The organism is Aquimarina acroporae (assembly GCF_023195925.1).
Classification (GTDB): Bacteria; Bacteroidota; Bacteroidia; order Flavobacteriales; family Flavobacteriaceae; genus Aquimarina; species Aquimarina acroporae.
In genome coordinates, this window is sequence record NZ_JALPRE010000012.1 from 170,911 (window position 1) to 191,679 (window position 20,769).

Sequence of the window (20,769 nt, forward strand, 5' to 3'; positions counted from 1 at the left end):
ATTTAAATCTTGTGTTGATTAATTTTGTATGAATTTATTCTCCATATGCATTAATACCATGTTCGTGCACATCAAGACCATCAATTTCTTCTCTTTCAGAAACTCTTAATCCAATCGTTTTCTTTAAGATAAATAATACTATAAAACTAGTAAGTACTGCCCATCCTATATAAGAAAGAGAACCTAGGGTTTGTACTCCTAATAGTTTGGCTCCTCCTCCGTAGAAAAGACCACCATCTGTTGCCAAAAACCCTATCAACACAGTTCCTAAGAAACCACATACTCCATGTACAGAAATTGCACCTACAGGATCGTCGACCTTTAATTTCTTGTCTATAAACTCAATAGAAAGTACAACAACAATTCCGCAAATTAAACCAATTACAAGTGCGCCAAACTGGCTTACTGCACCACAACCAGCTGTAATTCCTACCAAACCAGCAAGAGCTCCATTTAGAGTCATAGAGACATCTGGCTTACCATACTTAATCCAAGTAAATAATAATGCTGCAATAGCTCCAATAGCGGCTGCTATATTTGTGTTGATAATAACACTTCCAGCACCTACAGTATCACTGCCTCCCCAAGCTAATTGAGAACCTCCGTTAAATCCAAACCAACCTAGCCAAAGAATTAGAACTCCAAGAGCACCAAAAAGCATGTTGTGACCTGGGATTACATTAACTTTACCATCTTCATATTTTCCAATTCGTGGCCCTACCAGTTTGGCAGCTACGAATGCTGCTGCACCACCTACAGCGTGCACTACAGATGAACCTGCAAAATCAACAAACCCTAGTGTGTTTAGCCATGCATCATCATCAAATGGCCAGTACCAGCTACCTGAAATAGGATATATGATAGCAGTTAATATAAAAGAGAAAATTAAATAGGTAGAAAATTTTGTACGCCCTGCAATGGCTCCAGATACAATAGTAGCAGCTGTAGCACAAAAAACAGTTTGAAAGAATAGGTTATACCAGTCATCAGCATGAAAAAAAGCATACCCTTGATCACTCGAACTCCATCTAAAAAAACCACCGGCTATAACCTCATCTCCATACATGATGGCATACCCAATAGCCCAGAATATAATTGAACCTATAGAGAGATCCATTATGTTTTTCATTACAATATTAGCAGCGTTTTTACCTCGAGTAAAACCAACTTCTACTAATGTGAATCCTCCTTGCATGAAGAATACTAGAATAGCAGAAAGCGTAATCCATAAAGCTGCCATGTCACCGTTGATCCCTTCGACAGCAGCTTCGACGGCTTTTTGTACATCTTGTTGTTCTATATTATTCATAAAATATGTGTTTTAATTTTAAGTTTTAGTTGATTTTTAGTTGTTACAAAGGTTTATTTTAAAGTATCCCCACCTTTTTCGCCGGTACGAATTCGATATGCATCCTTTACATCAGATACAAATATTTTTCCGTCTCCGACTTCTCCCGTTTTGGCAGCTTCAAGTATTGCAGAAATGGTAGCCTCTTCGAAATCATCATTTACCACAATTGATAAATATCTCCTTTGTATATCTGTAGTACTGTAAGAAATACCTCTGTAAACACTTCCCTTTTGTTCGTGACCAACTCCGGTTACATCCCAATATGAGAAAAACAATACACCCTTATCATGTAGTGCTTCTCTAACCACACGGTATTTTGATCTCCTAATGATTGCCTCTATTTTCTTCATAAAGAATAAAAGTTAAAATTAATGTTAAATTCAGATCAAAAATATGTGAAATTGTTTTTTACATCCAAATTTTATGGGGTTATCACGTAATTTTTATCATTTTGTAATAAATACCCCCTAAAAAATTAGGGGTATGTATTTTTAGAAGAAAAAAATGATGATTCTTCACTTCAAAAATTCGGTTTTTTTACGAAAACGTTTGAAATACATTTTTTTGATAAAAAAGTGATCAATTTTTTACGTAAACCCGCATGAAATTTGGTTTTTTTTGAAAAAATCGCATTATCAAATTCTTAAATAGAGGACCTTATTTTGTGATTATTTTATTCAAGTGACCTTTTTTTTGGATAGCCCGGAAAAGTGATGTTGATTACTTCGGTTTTCTTTCTCCTTCCTTAACGATTTGTTAATTTCATACACATAAAACACCGAACTTTTCTTAACGAGTTCATAAAATAAGTTGGAAATTATTATGAAGAAACAAGGAATGTATTTGCCAGAGTTCGAGCATGATGCTTGTGGTGCTGGATTTATATGTAGCCTCGAAGGTAAAAAGTCAAATGACATTATACATAAAGCTTTAGAAATTTTAGAAAAACTGGAGCATAGAGGTGCAGTAAGTGCTGATGGGAAAACGGGTGATGGAGCCGGTATATTAATAGATATTCCTCACGACTTTTTTGTTGAGAATTGTGATTTTGATTTACCTAAAGCTGGAGAATATGCAGTGAGTAATGTGTTTTTGCCAAAGAAAGAGAATCAAAGGCAGTTTTGTATAGACACTTTTGAAAAGAATATAGCAGATCAAGGACTTGTTTTGTTAGGGTGGAGAGTAGTTCCCGTAGATCCTATACATCTGGGAGAAATTGCAGCCACTACAGAACCATTTATTAAACAAATATTTATAGGTAAAGAAAGAGAAGATCAAAGTTATTTTGATTTTAATCTAAAATTATTTACTGCCAGAAAAATGACAGAACATACTATTTATAGTTCTAAGTTATCTGAAAGTAAATTTTTCTATTTGCCTAGTTTATCTACAAAGACCTTAATATTTAAAGGATTATTAATGCCAGAAGATATTAAGTTGTATTATGAGGATTTACTAGATCCAAAAGTGGTAACTAGACTGGCATTGGTACACCAGCGTTTTTCTACCAATACATTTCCAACCTGGGATTTGGCACAACCTTTTCGTTACATGTGTCACAATGGCGAAATAAATACGTTAAGAGGAAATGTTACTAGAATGCGTTCTCGTGAAGAATTATTGGAGAGCGATTGGTTTGGTGAGGATATAAAAAAGGTACTTCCTGTGGTTTTACCAGGGAAGTCTGATTCTGCCTCTATGGATATGGTAGTTGAGTTATTGTTAATGACAGGGAGGTCACTTCCTGAAGTGATGATGATGATGGTGCCAGAAGCCTGGGAAAAGAACCCTGAAATGTCTGAAGCTAAAAAGGCCTTTTACGAATTTAATTCTTGTGCGATGGAACCATGGGATGGACCAGCTTCTATTCCGTTTACTGATGGGAATTACATCGGTGCTGTATTAGATAGAAATGGTCTGCGACCATCTCGATATTCGGTTACAAAAAATGGATATGTAATCATGTCTTCAGAAACTGGAGTGGTCGATATTGATCCACAAAATATAGAATATCACGGTAGACTAGAACCAGGAAAAATGTTCCTGGTAAATATGGATGAAGGTAGAATCGTTAATGATGAGGAGATTAAAGAAGAGATTGCGGCAAAACATCCATACAGAGAATGGTTAGACAAAAATCTGGTTCACTTAAAAGATATACCTTATAATGACTGTCCACTGTTCTTAGGAGAAGAAACCATAGCTAAGAGAAAAGAAGTATTTGGATATACTCAAGAAGATATTGATACTATTATATCGCCTATGGGACAGGGTGGTAAAGAACCTATTGGTTCTATGGGGTCAGATACTCCTATAGCAGTGCTTTCAGAAAGACCACAGCTTATCTATAATTACTTCAAACAATTATTCGCTCAGGTTACGAATCCACCATTAGATGGTATTCGAGAAGAATTAATTTGTGATATAAGTTTAACATTAGGAGCAGATCATAATATTTTTGATACCAGTGATAAGCATTGTAATAAGCTTAAAATTCAAAACCCGGTAATTTCTAAAGAGGATTTAGATAAAATTAAAACGTATACAGATAAAGGGTTTAAGGCTTCTTCAATATCAATGCTATATAATATTAACAGAGGACTAAATGGATTAGAAGATGCCTTGCAAATCATGTTAAATAAAGTTTCTGAAGCTATCGATGAAGGAAACAATATTATTATCCTTTCTGATAGAAATGTGAGTAAACATAGAGCTCCGATTCCGGCGTTATTGGCGTGTTCTTTTGTGAATAGTGGTTTGCAGAAGTTAGGCAAACGTTCTAAGGTGAGTATGATTATCGAATCGGCTGAGCCAAGAGAAGTACATCACTTTGCACTGTTATTTGGTTATGGAGCAAGTGCGATTAACCCATATATGGTAAATGAAATTATCGGGGAACAGATCGCAGAAAAGAATATTGTAGATCTTAGCTTTGAAGAAGCTATCAATAATTATAATAAAGCAGTTGGAAAAGGAGTGTTGAAGGTGATGAACAAGATTGGAATTTCTACCTTGAATTCTTATCGAAGTTCACAACTGTTTGAGTGTATTGGGATTAATACTACCGTAGTAGAAAAATATTTCCCGAATACGGCTACAAGAATTCAAGGAATTGGATTATACGAAATAGAGAAAGAAATCTCCAAAAGGCACCATAGAGCCTATGTAGAAAGAGAGGTAGAAGCCAATCTCGATCTTGAAATTGGAGGGCAATACCGATGGAGACGAAACGGAGAAAAACATCAGTTTAATCCGTTGTCTGTGGCAAAGTTACAGAAATCGGTACGTGATAATGATCCTAAGACCTATAAGGAGTATGCCGAGCTTATCAATGAGCAATCAAAAAGCTTAATGACCATTCGAGGGTTATTAGAATTTTCAAATTATGACCCTATTCCTTTAGATGAAGTTGAACCTTGGACCGAAATAGTTAAGCGATTCAAGACTGGAGCAATGTCTTATGGTTCAATAAGTAAAGAGGCCCATGAAAATTTGGCTATTGCCATGAATCGTATAGGAGGGAAGAGTAACTCTGGAGAAGGAGGAGAAAACCCAGAACGTTTTTACAAAAATGTTGGAGGAGATTGGAAAAATAGTGCTATTAAGCAGGTAGCTTCCGGTAGATTTGGAGTATCATCAAACTACCTAACTAGTGCTGCCGAGATTCAAATAAAAATGGCACAAGGAGCAAAACCTGGAGAAGGGGGACAGCTTCCGGGTCCAAAAGTAAATCCTGAGATTGCCAAAACGAGAAATTCTACTCCGTATGTTGGTTTAATCTCACCTCCACCGCATCACGATATTTATTCTATTGAGGATTTATCGCAGCTTATTTATGACTTGAAATCGGCGAATAGAGATGCTCGAATTAATGTGAAGTTGGTTTCTGAGGTTGGAGTAGGGACTGTTGCAGCCGGAGTAGCTAAGGCTAAAGCCGATGTTATTCTTATTTCTGGATTCGATGGAGGTACCGGAGCTTCGCCATTAACATCACTAAAGCACGCAGGATTACCTTGGGAGTTAGGTATTGCAGAAGCGCAACAAACTTTAGTAGGAAATAACCTTAGAAGTAGAGTAGTAGTAGAGTGTGATGGACAGCTAAAAACTGGTAGAGATGTAGCAGTAGCTTGTTTATTGGGAGCTGAAGAATTCGGATTCGCAACAGCACCTTTAGTAGCTTCAGGATGTATAATGATGAGAGTGTGTCACCTTAATACATGTCCAGTAGGTATAGCAACTCAAAACCCGGAATTGAGAAAAAAATTCAAAGGAAAACCAGAACATGTTGTAAACTATATGTATTTCGTTGCTCAGGAGCTTCGAGAGATTATGGCACAACTTGGATTTAGAACCGTAAACGAAATGGTAGGCCAGGTAAGTAAACTGGATCATAACAGGGCTATTGCCCATTATAAAGCTGCGGGAATTGATCTAACACCAATTCTACATCAGGTTGAAGCGCCAGAAGGAGTTGAAATCTATAATACCGAAATTCAGGATCACGGATTAGGGAAATCAATAGATTTTGAAATTATTGAGCAAGCGCATCCTGCGTTATTCCGTAAAGAGAAAACCACTTTAGATTTTGATATCTGTAATACTGATAGAGCTGTAGGTGCAATTTTAAGTAATGAAATTTCAAAGATTTATGGTGCCCACGGTTTACCAGATAATACTTTAAAGTTAAATTTTACTGGAGCAGCAGGTCAAAGTTTTGGAGCTTTTGCTACCAAAGGATTAACTATGATAGTCAATGGAAACACTAATGATTATTTAGGAAAAGGTCTCTCTGGAGCAAAGCTTATTATTAAAGTTCCAGATCAAGCGACGATCGTTCCTGAAGAAAATATTATTACCGGTAATGTAACCTTATACGGAGCAACTGCAGGTGAGGTATACATTAATGGAAAAGCAGGAGAAAGATTCTGTGTTCGTAACTCGGGGGCCAAAGCTGTTGTAGAAGGCATTGGTGACCACGGTTGTGAATATATGACTGGAGGAATAGCGGTAATTCTGGGAGAGGTAGGAAGAAACTTTGGAGCCGGTATGTCTGGAGGAATTGCTTATATCTATGATGATAAAAAGACTTTTGAAGCACATTGTAATAAAGAAGCGCTCAACCTTGATCCTGTTATCGAACAAAACGATGTTGAAGAACTGAAAACGTTAATCGAAAACCATTACAACGCGACATTAAGTCCTTTGGCACAAAGAATACTCGAAAATTGGGAAAAAGAATTACCAAAGTTCATTAAGATATTCCCAGAGGAGTATAAGCAGGCTTTAAAACGATTAGAAGAAGAAAAATTAGCACAAGCATAAAACGATTAGAAACATGGGAAAGATAACTGGATTTTTAGAATTTGAAAGAGAAATTGAGCAGTACGAACCTGTTAAAGATCGTATAAAAGATTATAAAGAGTTCACCGTGGCAATGCCTGAAAAGAAACTCAAAAATCAAGGTGCACGTTGTATGGATTGTGGTATACCGTTTTGTCATAGCGGTTGCCCGTTAGGAAACTTGATTCCCGATTTTAACGATGCTGTATATAGAGGAAAATGGGAGAAAGCTGCTTCTATTTTGCATTCTACCAATAATTTTCCAGAATTTACAGGGAGATTATGTCCTGCTCCTTGTGAAGAAGCTTGTGTATTAGGAATTAATGAAGACCCGGTTACAATCGAGAATATTGAAAAAAATATTGTAGAGCAGGCTTTTGAGAATGGATGGATTAAAGCAAACCCACCTAAAGAGAGAACAGGAAAAACGGTTGCGGTAGTTGGTTCTGGACCAGCTGGGTTAGCAGCTGCACAACAGTTAAATAGAGCTGGGCATTTAGTAACCGTTTTTGAAAGAGATGAGAAAGCAGGAGGATTATTGCGCTATGGAATTCCAGATTTTAAAATGGAAAAACATATTATAGATCGTAGGCTGGCAGTTCTTGAAGAAGAAGGGATTGTATTTAAAACAAACACAGAAATAGGGAAAAGCATTTCTGCCGATCAACTTAAAGAAGATTATGATGCTGTAGTGCTTTGTACAGGAGCTACAGTTCGACGTAATCTACCTATAAAAGGAGCAGATCTTAATGGGGTAGTACAGGCTATGGATTTCTTACCACAAAATAACAGAAGAGTAGATGGTATAAAAGACTTGGGAGAAGAGATTTTGGCGACTGGCAAAGATGTGATTGTGATTGGAGGAGGAGATACTGGGTCAGACTGTATAGGGACCTCGGTACGTCATGGAGCAACTTCTGTTACCAATTTTGAAATTATGGGTAAAGGCACTACAGAACGACCTGCGAATCAACCCTGGCCATTTTGGCCAATGAGACTAAGAACAAGTTCTTCACATCAAGAAGGTGTAGATCGTCATTGGAGTATCTCTACAAAAGAATTTTTAGGTGATGAAAATGGAAATCTGAAAGGACTTATTACAACTGAGGTAGAGTGGGTAAAACAAAACGGACGTTTTACACTTAAAGAAGTTTTAGGAACAGAGAAAGAATGGAAGTGTGAATTAGCATTATTAGCATTAGGGTTTACTGGTTCAGAGCCTACAATTGCAGAACAGCTGGGAGTAGATATGGATGCCAGAACAAATTTAAAAGCTAGTGATGAAAATTATACTACCAATGTAAAAGGTGTTTTTGCAGCTGGTGATAGTCGAAGAGGACAGTCCTTAATTGTTTGGGCAATCTCTGAAGGAAGACAAGCTGCGCATCATGTAGATAAATATTTAATGGGAAGCTCTAATCTACCGTTGAAAGGGGATGGAGATTTACCAAGAATCTAATTGCGGATCTAATATTTTAATTATTAGTGTTAAGAAAAGGCTGCTAAAATGGGAATTAGCAGCCTTTTGTTTTTTATTGATTTTTATTGGAGGTCGTCAACAGGTTTTTCAATGCAAATTGTAGAATAACATCCTTACCATCAACAATATCTCTAATGGAACTAGAAACATTGTAATCTGGGACTACTGTTCTTTTCTGAATATGTTTGTTTATGTTGTATTTAGCGTGTAGCAGAGGTAAATAGATTGCTACCTCAGTATGATCCCCTTTAACCGAAATTTGACGAATACCATTGCTAATGCCGGCATACCCATAGGTCTCTGTTCCAACTAAGCTGGCATTTGTATATTGTTTTAGTAAGCCGGCAGCAATACCTGCTGCAGAGGAAGTTCCTCCATTGATAAGAACGATTAACTTCCCTTTAAATTGATATTCTTCAATAGGGGCGTAGTTCATCAAATCTCTTAATAATTTGTGGTCTGTAACTTTGTATGTGCCATCTTTTTTTTGTTTTAACCCAAAGGGCTCATTCAGGTTAAGACTGTCTCCAAGAATGTTCAAGAAGTACTTGTCATCCCCCATGGTTGTGATTTCTTTAGCAGGGGTGAAATTTTGATTAACAAGGTATTGCAGTAGATAAGCAGCGTTACTTGCTTTTCCACCCCCATTATTCCTTAAATCGATAATAAGGTTTTTGATATTTTTATAAGCAATTTCTTTAAAACATTGTTTGTAGAAAATGGGATAAGTATTTTCGGGTTCATCATAACTTGTCTTAAAGAAGCGGTTTATTTTTAAATACGCATAATTGTCATTTTTGTTAATATCAAAACTAAAAGCCTCTTCAGTTGTTGCTTTTGTTGTATACCTTATAGACTCTCTTTTTTTATAATCCTCTTTTGAAATAGATTTAACCTTGGTCTTTGCGATTTTATGGGTCTCAACATCTCGATACACCAAATCATATGTAGCTTGCTCTCCAAAAATTTCAGGATAGATGTTGTAGAAGGGTTTATATGGTCCTCCCAGCCAATGTCGCATTCCGTTATGACTTTTACCATCTGAAGAATAATGTTCTAATATTTCGAAAATTATCTCATTACTTAAGTTCCCGTTTATAGAAAGAATTTCTGATCCCTCTATGATTTCTTGTAAACTTAAATTTTTTACGATGAATAATCGTTCATCTTTAATGTATATCTGAAACGGGAACCTTTTTTGGTTATTAATGATATTTCCAAGTTTACCGAATGAATATGCTTGGGTATGTCCATCATGCAGATTTGCGACAAGTCTAAGAATAACTTTATAGAATTCTTTGGCTTGCATTGGTTTGGAAGTTTGAAACTTCAATACATTTACCATTTGATCAAACTCTTGATAAGTTTGATGAGTAAAGGTTCCAGGGTGTACTTTAGTCAAAACATTTTTAAACTTTTTCAAATCTGCCAGCATTTGTCCGGGCTCGTAAATTAAATGCTCTTGAGCTCTTGCGGTTTGCATCACGATTAGTAAACTTACAAGTATTGACCGGTAAATTCTGTTCTTATTCATTAACATAACTTCAGGAACTGAAATTTCTTGGGCTATTTATTTTAATGTAGCTGATTAGGCTGTTTTTGCACAAGAATTAGCAATATTTCGTTTTTTGATTGATGAATGTTTGTTAAACCATAAAATGTTTAAAAGTGAATCTTGATTCTTATGGCTTGATCTAATGAAATATCTTTATCCTGCTCTTTTAATGATTTTACAAATTCAGGAGTAACTCTATGAATTCTTAGACTTTGTGCCTGGTCTGCAGTAATGTTTTTATACCCTAGATCTTCAAAAGACTTTACAAATTCTGGAGTAACCTTGTGAATCTTAAAAGATACAATTTCATTTAATGGTAGATCTCCAAATCGAGACTTTTTGAATTCTGCAACATATTCTGGAGATACGCGGTGTATCTTTAATGATCTCAATTGATCTAATGAAATGTTGGTATACCCAAGCTTTGCGTAAGCTTCTGCAGCATCTGGCGAGATGTTATGTATTTTTAAGCTTCTAGCATCATTAAGGGATATGTTTTTGTAGCCCGCTTTTTTGAAGGAATTTATAAATTCCGGAGTTACATTGTGAATCTTTAAACCTACAACTTCATCAAGAGGAATGTTCTTATATCCAGCATTGTTAAACATTTTAATGAACTCAGGAGTTACATTGTGTATTTTTAACGAAATGATTTGATCTACAGAAACATTGTCATACCCTAGAGTCTTAAATTGTTTGATGTAATCATTTGGAGTGTTTTGAAACTCTTGTTTACTACTTCCAAAGCTATTGGTTGAACTTGATTCAGAATCTGAATCTTGGGATTCGTAAGAATAATTTTTTGCACCTTTTACCTGGCCTGGAGTTACATTATGAATTTTTAATTTAACAGCTTCATTTAAAGAAAGATTCTCTTGGCCAGCTTTTTTGTAAGCATTAATTAACTCTGGAGTTACATTATGGATTTTTAATTTTTTTGCTTCTTGTAATGTAACATTAGGATATCCAATTTTCTTGATACTTTTAATAAAAGTAGGAGTGACATTATGAATCTTGAGCTCTTTTGCTTCTTTAAGAGTAATATTGTTATATCCCACAGCTTTAAAAGAATTAATGAACTTTGGTGTTACGTTATGAATTTTAAGATTTTTAGCCTCCTTGGTAGAGATGTTTCCGTAACCTTCCTTCTTAAAAGTAGCAATATAATCGGGAGTTACATCGTGAATTTTTAATTTTATATATTCATCTAGCGATAATTTTCCGTAGCCTTTGTCTGAATAAGATTTTATAAATTCAGGGGAAAGGTTATGAATTTTAGCCTTGGTAATTTTTCTTAGAGAAACCTTGTTACCATTAATTTTGTTGATAAACTTGATATAGTCTATATCAACATCAAATAAGTTAAGTTTGCTAATTTCTTCCATTGTATACTCGGTATAGCCTAACCTTTTTAACTCTTTTCTGTATAGTTTTAATTTGTCTAACGGAAGTGCTTTGTGAATAATATCTTCAAAGTCATCTTGGTTGATGTCAAGATTTTCTGCTTTTAGGTATGCCAGGTATGTATTATCAAAACCAGTAAGAAAGCAGTGAACAAGATCTCCTCCTTCGGCTTGTAATCCGTAGGCTTTAAGAGATTTTACAAAACGCTCATCGGCGGTAAAGGTGTATCTTCCATCACCAATTTTGTTATCAAATTCGCCTGTGTAGGTCATGGTACCAGCGTCACCGGTTATTTTAAGCTCTCGACGGTCTCCTTTAGGAAAGTTGCTAAAATATGAAGGGTCATAGCATCTTGTCGTGGACCAATAACTTCGTTTTAGAGGCTCTGCACTTCGGTACATCACACATAGTTTTCCTCCACCCAGTTCGGCATCCCATACTCCTTTGGTGAAATCTCGAGTATCTTCGGTTATAGTTTCAGAATTTACATCCAATGGCATATCTGAAGAAGTATCTTCATGGGTTAATGTTGTGTTTGGCTTTATCGGGTTAAAGGAAAATACAGATAAAGCAAGTAATGGAATAATGATTAGGTATTTCCATCCTGATTTTGCGGTTGATTTTTTAGAATTCATCATAAGGATTCGTTTTTTGAGAAATGATTGATTGTAACTTGTTGCCAAACCCGTTGGCATATTAGGAGTCGAAACTTTTAAAAGATTCAACTGGTAATTTTCTTTGTCTTCGCCAATATTAAGCATACCGTCGTCGGTTAGATATTCTAGGTTGTTATCTATAGCTTTTCGATACAACCATGCAAAGGGATTAAACCATTGCAGCATCACTAATAATTCTACCAAAAGCATATCGAGGCTATGTTTTCCTTTAATATGCATTTGTTCATGTTTCAGAATCTGTAGATACGTATCGGGATTGTATTGACTCGGATTCATAAATATGCGATTCCAAAACGAGTAAGGCGCATGTTTTTTATTGGTTTCGATAATCTTATAATCATCGACTTCAATGGTTGGGTATTTCAATATTCTGTATAAAAGTACTCCAAGTTGGATTAGGAAATGAATACCAAATACCAACATTCCGAGAAAATAGATATATTTCAGAATAGTTTTCCACCCTATTGCGCTGCTTGTTGATTCATAAGTTGAAGGTGAAGTTTCAACATTAGGAACTTCTTCCATTGTCATTGTACCTTGCGAAATTTCAATTGAAGAAGAGTCGGTGAGTGGAGCAATAATAGCCTCTTCCTCTACCAAATTTCTAAAAGATAAACTTTCGGGAACAGCTATTAACGGTAAGGTAAACGAAAGAATTACCAATGTTAATAATACCCATCGGTTTAAGCCGTAAAAAGTCTCTTTGGAAAGAAAAAAACGATAGATGATATATGAAAATGCTATTAATCCCGAGCTATGAATAATATAGTCCATTATTTTTTCTTTTTGATCAGTTGTATAATTTCTTCTAATTCTTTGGTGTTTATTTTCTCTTCTTTAGCAAAAAATTTCACCAAGGCTAGGGGAGAGTTATCAAAATAATTGTTTACCACGTCGCCCACAACTTCTTTTTGATAATCATCTTTAGAAATTAATGGATAATATTGAAAACTGTTTCCATAGGCCACATGACTAATAAAACCTTTTTCTTCAAGAATTTTTACAATAGTAGCAGTGGTATTGTAATGTGGTTTAGGATCTGGTAACTCTGCAATAATTTCTTTTATGAAAGCTTTATTAAGTTTCCATAAACTTTGCATAATTTGTTCTTCTCTCTTGGCTAATTTTTGCATGATTCAATTTTATAACACAAACATACTACTAATTTTTTAGTAGTACAACTAATTTATTAGTAATACAACTAATTAATTAGTATTGATGTATGTAAAGCATTGTAAATAAAGACGTTTTGGTGCTCTGTTAAAAAAATAATAAATTCTTTTGTAAGAAGGGATAAGCAAATAATAACGAGTAAAAATGAAATATTACTAGATCTCGAACTTGAAGATTCAGTAAAAAGAGGATCTAAACTCTTAAAAATTTATTTTTGTATTTAGAAGGGGAGATTACCTAAATCAACATTCCCACCTGAAAGGATAATGCCTATTTTTTTATTTTTAAACCTATGTTTATCCTTTAATAATGACGCAAAGGGAACTGCACATGAAGGTTCTATAATAATTTTCATACGCTCCCAGATGAGTTTCATGGCATCGATTATTTCTTGCTCCTCAACTCTAATGATTTCTGAAACATGTTCTTTTATTATAGGAAAGTTAATATCACCCAATTGAGTTTTTAATCCATCGGCAATAGTATTTGTGGAGGTATTGGTTTCAATTTTACCACTTTTTAAAGATCGATAGGCATCGTCAACTTCAAAGGGTTCTCCACCAATCACAGTACAATTATTTCCAAAAAAATGTGCGGCAAGTGCGGTACCTGCTATTAATCCACCGCCTCCTACGGGGGTGAAGATATATTCTAGATCTGGATGATCTTCTAAAAGTTCAATAGCAGCAGTTCCCTGACCAATTATAACATCAAGATCATCTGATGGATGAAGAAACGTAGCTCCTTTTTCCTCTTGAATACTTAAGGCGGTTTTTTCCCTATCCTGTAAGGTAGGTGGGCATTCTATAATATGACCTCCATAGCCTTTCACAGCATCTTTTTTTACCTGCGGAGCGGTAGAAGGCATAACAATATATGCCGGTACATTAAGACTATGAGCGGCCAGAGATAAAGCTTGTGCAAAATTCCCAGAAGAGTGTGTAACGACTCCTTTGTTCCTTTGTTCTTTGGTTAGCTGTAGAATAGCATTGGTAGCTCCTCTCATTTTAAAAGCTCCCATACGCTGAAAATTTTCGCATTTAAAGAAAATGGTAGCACCAGAAATTTTATTCAATAATCTCGAAGTTAATACTGGCGTTCTATGTATATGAGGTTGTATTCTAGAATGACCATCTTTAATATCTTGTAGTGTCATAGTATTTTATTTTAGATAGCATTAAACCATGTTAATGTTTGTTGCCAGAGAGACTCTTTAAATTTTCTACTGAAAAAACCAAAATGACCAATTTTAGTGGTAGGAACTTCTACTAATTTTATTATGCTCAATTCTTTATCACAGGATTCAAAAGCGTCATGAATTCTTTTGATTGCAATCTCTGTACCTATAGGATCATCTTCAACGCCCAATGTTAGTAGTTTGTTGAGGTAAGTATGGTAATAGAATTTAATACCGTTGGATTCTAATTGCATTCTCATATTTTCATGTAATCTTCTACCATGCCATTGTGTAATTACTCCTTTCGGGATATCCTCTAACATTCTAAGCATTTTTCCAGGGAAATACCCAAAAATAGCGGTAATGAATGGTAGAACAATATGCCATAGAAAATAGATTTTTCTTCGCTGTTTTTTGTCCCAGTCTTTATAATATGCGGTTTGTGCTCCAATATTAATCACACCACTAATGATCTTGTTTTTTTCGGTCATGCCGATAATAGTACCTCCTATACTATGTCCAAAAACTACTACTTTTTGAGATGGGAATTTTTGAGAAACAAAATTTAGAACACCTTCAAAATCTTTTTTCCCCCAGTCTAAAAAGGAGGCTTCAAAGCCTCTTAATTTTTTGGGTCTTGAGTTTGCAATGCCCCTATAATCATAGGTGATAACCATATACCCCTGCTGTGAGATATACATAGCATAATGATGATATAATTTTTTATCAACTGCAGTTGCAGAATTAATAATGAGCACTTTGTTTTTATCTATGCTTAAATTGGCAGCATAAATATTAGCCGATAGCAGATATCCATCTGTAGCATGAATTTGTGCTTCTATCATTTTGTGTCTATATAATTTTGACTTTTAAACCAATCTAAGGTTTTTTTGATAGTTGTATCTATATTGGTTTTGGGTTCATACCCAAGTTCTATTTTGGCTTTTTCACCATTTAAAAACTGACCAGCAGACATTACTGCGATTGCAGTATCATTAAGTAAAGGTAATTCTCCTCCAAGTAATTTGTATTTGGTCATTTTGATCTTTGATACAAGTTTAGCTACATGTAGTGGGATTTTTCTTGGCATTTCTGATATTCCACCAATTAATGTAATTTTTTTGATTAATTCTGCCATCGAGATATTCTCACCGGTTATTAAATATCGTTCACCGACCCTTCCCTTTAAACATGCCAAAATTAATCCACGTGCAGCATCACCAGCATATACCACGTTTCTATTGCCATTTACAAAACCTGGTAAGGTTTGGTTTACGGTATTGGTAATAATTCTCCCGGTAGACGGACCATAATCATATTCACCAAAAGTCATTGATGGTATGCCTATTACTATAGGAACTCCAATCTTACCCGCTTTTCTGGCAATTTTGTCCATCAACCATTTTACCTGAACATAAGCAGATCGATTCCCAGGGGTACTTTTGTATCTTAACTCTTCATCGGCAATACCATTTTCAGATTTAGGAATAGCGATAGATCCTCCTAAGTATAGTGCTTTTTTTATGTTGTTTTCGGTAATAGCATTTACAAAGTTTTTCATTTGTAAGTTCGCAATTTTAAGTTCTTCCTTTAGAGGTTTAGGTACAGTAGGGTAGTAAGCAGCGCAGTTCAAAACATAGTCTAATTCTTTGAAAGCGTTATTTAAACTCTCAAAATTGTTGAGATCTGCAACTCTTGAAGTGTAATTTAAATCGCTTATGGTAGATAGGTTTGAGGTTTCTCTATGAATAACTACTAGCTCATTTTCTGGATAACTTTGAATTAGTTTGGCAACATGATGCCCAAGCATTCCAGTAGCTCCAATAACCCCAATTTTTTTCATATAATCGTATCCTGTTTACTATTAAATAAATATAGCGCTTTTCGAAGCGCTATATAAGATTGTGTTATTTTATTTTTTGTATTGAATACTCATAGTTTATTGAGCAGCACCACATTTGCCATCGGGGCCTGCATACAGTGTAATAGTTTTGGTTTCTTCATTAACCGATGAAGCTCCTGTTTTTTTCTTCCCGTCTACTAAGCCAATTATAGTACCTTGTATTGTTTTTTTGTCTGAATAGGTATCAATTGAGATAACATGTGTTCCATCTAATAGTGTTTTCTCAAAAGGAGTTTGTACATTATTTAACACTATTTCTTTAGATTCAGTTTTACCATATGGCGTACTTACAATTTTTAAACTGAATGTCTCCGGTTTTCCTGTTAATGACTCTACATCTAGTTGATAGACGATGCCATCATAAACTTCTTTTTCGGTCGTAAATCCGCTTGCTATAATTCCTGCAATAAAAAGAATTGCTATTAATTTAAATTTCATGATCGATACGTTTGGGTTATATAATTCTATGTTTTGGGTTATTTCTGTTGTCTTATTTACTTTTTAAGTGCTTCGGTTTGCTCATTAAGACCAGTCCTTACAACTTAATAGTTTTGACTCATTTTTTTGGTGTTCATTTACCAAGTCGATTCTATTGTTCGATATAGTCTGCTTCAAAATGCTTAATTACATATCACTATAATCATACCAAAATTCTGGTCATGGCTATATAATATACATTATAAACATACTATAAAAACGGGTAGATTCCAAAGAAAACCTAAAAACCAAAAAATCCAACCCCGTATAGGATTGGATTTTATGTATTATAAAAATATTATTTCTAATTATTTAGCATTACTGGCATCACCAACATTGTCACAAATTCTCCTTCATCAAGCCCATCTACAGGAGTTAGAATTCCGGCACGATTGGGTAATGACATTTCTAGTTGTACATCATCTGCATTTAGGTTACTAAGCATTTCACTCAAAAATCGAGAATTAAACCCAATTTGCATATCATCCCCTTGGTAATCACAAGTTAATCGTTCTTCAGCTTTGTTTGAGTAATCGATGTCCTCGGCAGAAACATTAAGTTCTGCACCAGCTATTTTTAAACGAATTTGGTGTGTTGTTTTGTTAGAGAAAATAGAAACCCTACGAACAGAATTTAAGAATTGTGTTCTGGCAATGGTTAATTTATTAGGATTTTCTTTTGGAATTACGGCCTCATAATTAGGATATTTCCCATCTATTAATCGACAGATTAATTGCGTTTCATCAAAAGAAAACTTTGCATTGGATTCATTATATTCGATCAATACTTCGCTATCACTACCTGCCAAAATTCCTTTAAGGAGATTCAAAGGTTTTTTAGGCATGATAAACTCTGCAGATTGCGATGCAGTAACATCTTCTCGAGTATATTTAACCAGTTTATGTGCATCGGTAGCTACAAAAGTTAAGCCTTCGGTAGAGAATTGAAAAAACACTCCACTCATTACTGGTCTAAGATCATCATTTCCGGTAGCGAATATGGTTTTACTCACTGCAGTTGCCAGGACATCTCCCAGAAGAGTAGTGGCACTAGGATCTTCTAGTTCGACTGCCTTTGGAAATTCTTCTCCATCTGCATATGCCAAGGCATATTTACCATGATTAGAACTAATCTCTACAGTATTATTATCTCCAGCCACAAAAGTAAGCGGTTGCTCTGGGAAGGTTTTTAATGTTTCTAACAATAACTTGGCTGGTACAGCAATTGTACCTTGATCACCAGATTCTACTTCCAGTTTAGCAGATATTGTTGTTTCAAGATCTGAAGCCGATACCAATAAAGAATTATTATCTAATTCGAACAAGAAATTATCTAGAATTGGTAGGGTGTTACTATTGCTTATTACTCCCCCTAAAACCTGAAGTTGTTTTAACAAATATGAACTGGATACTATAAATTTCATATGTATGTGTGACTTATTTTGTACAGTTTTACGCAAATATAATTGTATTCAATAAGGATTTTGGTATGCACAAAACCATAGTTATTAACAAACAGGTAGGAGTTATTGACTATCGAGCTTAATTATGAATAAGATTAGCTAAGAGTCTTTAGTCTTATCCATAAGTTTATCAGTATAATGCGCCTTATGTTTAGGTACAGAAAAACGTTTCTGGTTGTAGTCTTTGGATTTCCCCTTTGGAATAGATAGACTTTCCCATTTTGTACCCGCAATCATTTTACCGAGAAACACTATTTGTCCGATATGATATGAATAATGTGCCAGTTGCCTATTAATAGCATCGGTGATACTATGCTCGATGTTACGAATATACACGGGAGTGTTAAAATTCGCTTCGTTAATACTGGCCAAGGCTTCAAAAAGACAGTCCCATCCTTCTTGCCATTTTGATAACAATTCGTCTTTTGTTCTTATATCACTTTCAAATTCTGCATCTCGTTTTCTCCATTCTTTCTCCCCATCAGAAGTTAAGAAATCTGTCCATCTCGACATCATATTCCCCCATAGGTGCTTTACAATGACCGCAATACTGTTGCTGTCATTATTATATTGCCAGAATAATTTTTCTTGAGGTAGTTGATCTATAGTCTTTTCACCTAAAGACTTGTAGTACAAAAATTGTTTTTTTATACCGTCTAAATACTGAGAGTTGTTCATAAAGGAAGTTTTTATAAAGATAAAACTTATCTAAGACTAATAAATAAAGGGTTTTGATATAATTTTATTATACTTGACCTATAAATACAACCAATTTGTACATTGTTAAACTTCCTACCCCTTACCATGTCTTATTTTTATAAATATATTGTTTTTCTATCTACATTTATATTGAGTGGTATTGCTAGTTCTCAAGCCCAATTTAATTCCCAATTCTCAGATGTGGATGACCAGGAACTACTTAAAAAAGCGGAAGATTATGTAAGAAAGGAAGATGAAAGACGAGATGAAGCTTTTCATATTAGTCACGATGTTTTGAAAAGAACTAAAATCTTAGATAACAAAATAAAAGGAAATAAGGTTTTGGCTTTGTTTCATTATTATAAGTATGCTATAGATTCTGCATTGTTTTATGCCAATAGAGGAGTTAAACTTATAGATACAAAAGAAGACGCTTTATCACTAGAGACTCTTTCGGTTTTGTACTTAACACTTTCAAATGCATCTCGAGATAAAAATCTAATCGCCGATAGTAAAAAATGGGCTTTAAAAGGAATAGAAACCGCCGAGAAACTTGGAGATTATGAAATTCTGGATGATTTATTGTCAAATTTAGCAATAACCCATAGACTTATGGGAAATGTAGATAAAGCCTTAGAAGTTTATATGTCGGCTCTTAAATATAAAGAGAACCCAGAGCGTTATTCTTCAATTGCGCTGTGTTATCTGGATTTAAAAAATTATACCCAGGCTCTTTTTTTTCATAAGAAAGCTTTAGAGTATTATGATACCGCTTCTACGAATAGCAATAGAGGTAAGGCAGTCACTTTAATGAATATTGGTGCGGTATATCTGGAAATGTACAAAGATGATGAAGCTCTAACATATTTTAATGAATCTTTGAAAATAGCAAAAGCATACGATTATCCTTTGATCATTCTAAATAATATGATAAATATTGGAGAAGTATTCACTGGAAAAAAAGAGCTTTCTAAAGCCAAAAAAAACTATAATGAAGTATTGGGGATTGCTCAAAACTCAGGTTTTCTGAAACAACAATGGTATGTCTACCACAAATTAAAAGATATTGCACTTTTAGAGAATAATTATCGAAAAGCTCTAGAGTTTACGGAGAAGAAAAACCAGTTACAGGATTCTATTTCTAATTTACAAAAAAATAAGGAAATCGCTCAGTTGGAGGTGCAATATGAAACATTAAAGAAGGAAAAAGAGATATCGGTTCTAAAAAAAGATCAGGAATTAAGAAGCTTAGAGATTAAAAAACAACAATCTCAAAAAGAAATCATATTGTATGCCTTTATGATTATTCTTGTTCCTTTAATTGGTTTGCTATTTATGTATTACCAAAAGTTAAAAGGGCAAAGTTTACTTCATAAAAGAGAAAGGGAAATTGGAGAGCAAAAAATTGAGGCTTTGATTAGAAATCAAGAGTTGAAACTTATTAAAACATCAATAAATGTTCAGGATCAAGAGAGAAAACGAATAGCTCAAGAACTTCATGATAGGATAGGGGGGAATTTAGCTGCTATAAAGCTTCAGTTCGGTACGGTTAAAGAAGATTTGAATAATTTAGATCTAATTTATAATCAACTTGATGACACTTATGAGCAAGTTAGAGTACTTTCTCATGATTTGGTCCCAGATAAATTTAGTCATTCCAATTTTACAAAGTTGCTAAAGGAATACATGGAAAACATTGGGAATGCAAGTGACTTAACTATTGATATTTCTACCTATCAAGAAGGCGAGATTAATGGAATTGATGCTTTTTTTCACAACGAATTGTTTTCAGTATTTCAAGAACTCATTACAAATACCATTAAACATGCAGATGCAAGCAAAGTAGATATACAAATAGATGCAGTTCAAAACAACCTACGAGTGGTTTATGAAGATAATGGTAAAGGGTTTGATCAAGGTAAGGTATCTGCGGGTATAGGTTTAAACAATATAGAGGGCAGGGTACAAAAGTTATATGGAGCTACACATATAGATTCTAAATTGGGTAGAGGGACCATAGTAAGTATAGAAATACCTTTAAAGCCATAAGTAGGTATAATTTTGATAAGCT

Annotated in this window: 14 protein-coding genes; 3 read left to right on the forward strand and 11 right to left on the reverse strand. The window is 34.6% G+C overall.

Going from position 1 to position 20,769, the window contains the following annotated elements; genetic code table 11:
- Nucleotides 1-34 precede the first annotated feature (34 nt).
- Complete coding sequence (locus tag M0D21_RS18115; RefSeq protein WP_248332110.1) at nucleotides 35-1,309, reverse strand: ammonium transporter; 1,275 nt, start codon at nucleotides 1,307-1,309, stop codon at nucleotides 35-37.
- A 53-nt stretch (nucleotides 1,310-1,362) separates the two neighbouring features.
- Complete coding sequence (locus M0D21_RS18120) at nucleotides 1,363-1,701, reverse strand: P-II family nitrogen regulator (protein WP_248332111.1); 339 nt, start codon at nucleotides 1,699-1,701, stop codon at nucleotides 1,363-1,365.
- A 472-nt stretch (nucleotides 1,702-2,173) separates the two neighbouring features.
- On the opposite strand from M0D21_RS18120, the gene gltB reads away from it, so the two are divergent.
- Together gltB and M0D21_RS18130 are read left to right on the forward strand one after the other, a co-directional pair.
- Nucleotides 2,174-6,673, forward strand: coding sequence for a glutamate synthase large subunit (gltB, locus tag M0D21_RS18125; RefSeq protein ID WP_248332112.1), 4,500 nt, complete (start codon nucleotides 2,174-2,176; stop codon nucleotides 6,671-6,673).
- A 13-nt stretch (nucleotides 6,674-6,686) separates the two neighbouring features.
- Nucleotides 6,687-8,150, forward strand: a complete 1,464-nt coding sequence (locus M0D21_RS18130; protein WP_248332113.1) for a glutamate synthase subunit beta — start codon at nucleotides 6,687-6,689, stop codon at nucleotides 8,148-8,150.
- A 73-nt stretch (nucleotides 8,151-8,223) separates the two neighbouring features.
- On the opposite strand, the gene M0D21_RS18135 is transcribed toward M0D21_RS18130, so the two are convergent.
- The 9 genes from M0D21_RS18135 to M0D21_RS18175 form a co-directional block, all read right to left on the reverse strand.
- Nucleotides 8,224-9,705 carry a S41 family peptidase gene (locus tag M0D21_RS18135; RefSeq protein ID WP_248332114.1) on the reverse strand — a complete coding sequence of 494 codons (1,482 nt, stop codon included), beginning with the start codon at nucleotides 9,703-9,705 and terminating at the stop codon, nucleotides 8,224-8,226.
- A gap of 128 nt (nucleotides 9,706-9,833) precedes the next feature.
- A complete protein-coding gene (locus M0D21_RS18140; RefSeq protein WP_248332115.1) occupies nucleotides 9,834-12,581 on the reverse strand; it encodes a M56 family metallopeptidase in 2,748 nt (915 codons plus the stop codon).
- Nucleotides 12,581-12,940, reverse strand: coding sequence for a BlaI/MecI/CopY family transcriptional regulator (locus M0D21_RS18145; RefSeq protein ID WP_248332116.1), 360 nt, complete (start codon nucleotides 12,938-12,940; stop codon nucleotides 12,581-12,583). The genes M0D21_RS18140 and M0D21_RS18145 overlap by 1 nt, the downstream gene beginning before the upstream one ends.
- Nucleotides 12,941-13,200: 260 nt before the next feature.
- Nucleotides 13,201-14,136, reverse strand: a complete 936-nt coding sequence (locus M0D21_RS18150) for a threonine ammonia-lyase (RefSeq protein ID WP_248332117.1) — start codon at nucleotides 14,134-14,136, stop codon at nucleotides 13,201-13,203.
- A gap of 11 nt (nucleotides 14,137-14,147) precedes the next feature.
- Nucleotides 14,148-15,002: an alpha/beta hydrolase family protein gene (locus tag M0D21_RS18155; RefSeq protein WP_248332118.1), complete on the reverse strand. Its 855-nt coding sequence runs from the start codon at nucleotides 15,000-15,002 to the stop codon at nucleotides 14,148-14,150.
- Nucleotides 14,999-16,000 carry an NAD-dependent epimerase/dehydratase family protein gene (locus M0D21_RS18160; protein ID WP_248332119.1) on the reverse strand — a complete coding sequence of 334 codons (1,002 nt, stop codon included), beginning with the start codon at nucleotides 15,998-16,000 and terminating at the stop codon, nucleotides 14,999-15,001. The genes M0D21_RS18155 and M0D21_RS18160 overlap by 4 nt, the downstream gene beginning before the upstream one ends.
- Nucleotides 16,001-16,096: 96 nt before the next feature.
- The gene (locus M0D21_RS18165; protein ID WP_248332120.1) at nucleotides 16,097-16,498 is read right to left on the reverse strand and encodes a hypothetical protein; all 402 of its coding nucleotides are present in this window, start codon (nucleotides 16,496-16,498) and stop codon (nucleotides 16,097-16,099) included.
- 343 nt (nucleotides 16,499-16,841) lie between these two features.
- Nucleotides 16,842-17,960, reverse strand: coding sequence for a DNA polymerase III subunit beta (gene dnaN, locus M0D21_RS18170; protein ID WP_248332121.1), 1,119 nt, complete (start codon nucleotides 17,958-17,960; stop codon nucleotides 16,842-16,844).
- Nucleotides 17,961-18,098: 138 nt separating this feature from the next.
- A complete protein-coding gene (locus M0D21_RS18175; RefSeq protein ID WP_248332122.1) occupies nucleotides 18,099-18,677 on the reverse strand; it encodes a DUF1572 family protein in 579 nt (192 codons plus the stop codon).
- A gap of 126 nt (nucleotides 18,678-18,803) precedes the next feature.
- Here M0D21_RS18175 and M0D21_RS18180 point away from each other — a divergent pair, with 126 nt between their 5' ends.
- A complete protein-coding gene (locus M0D21_RS18180) occupies nucleotides 18,804-20,747 on the forward strand; it encodes an ATP-binding protein (protein WP_248332123.1) in 1,944 nt (647 codons plus the stop codon).
- Nucleotides 20,748-20,769: the final 22 nt, after the last annotated feature.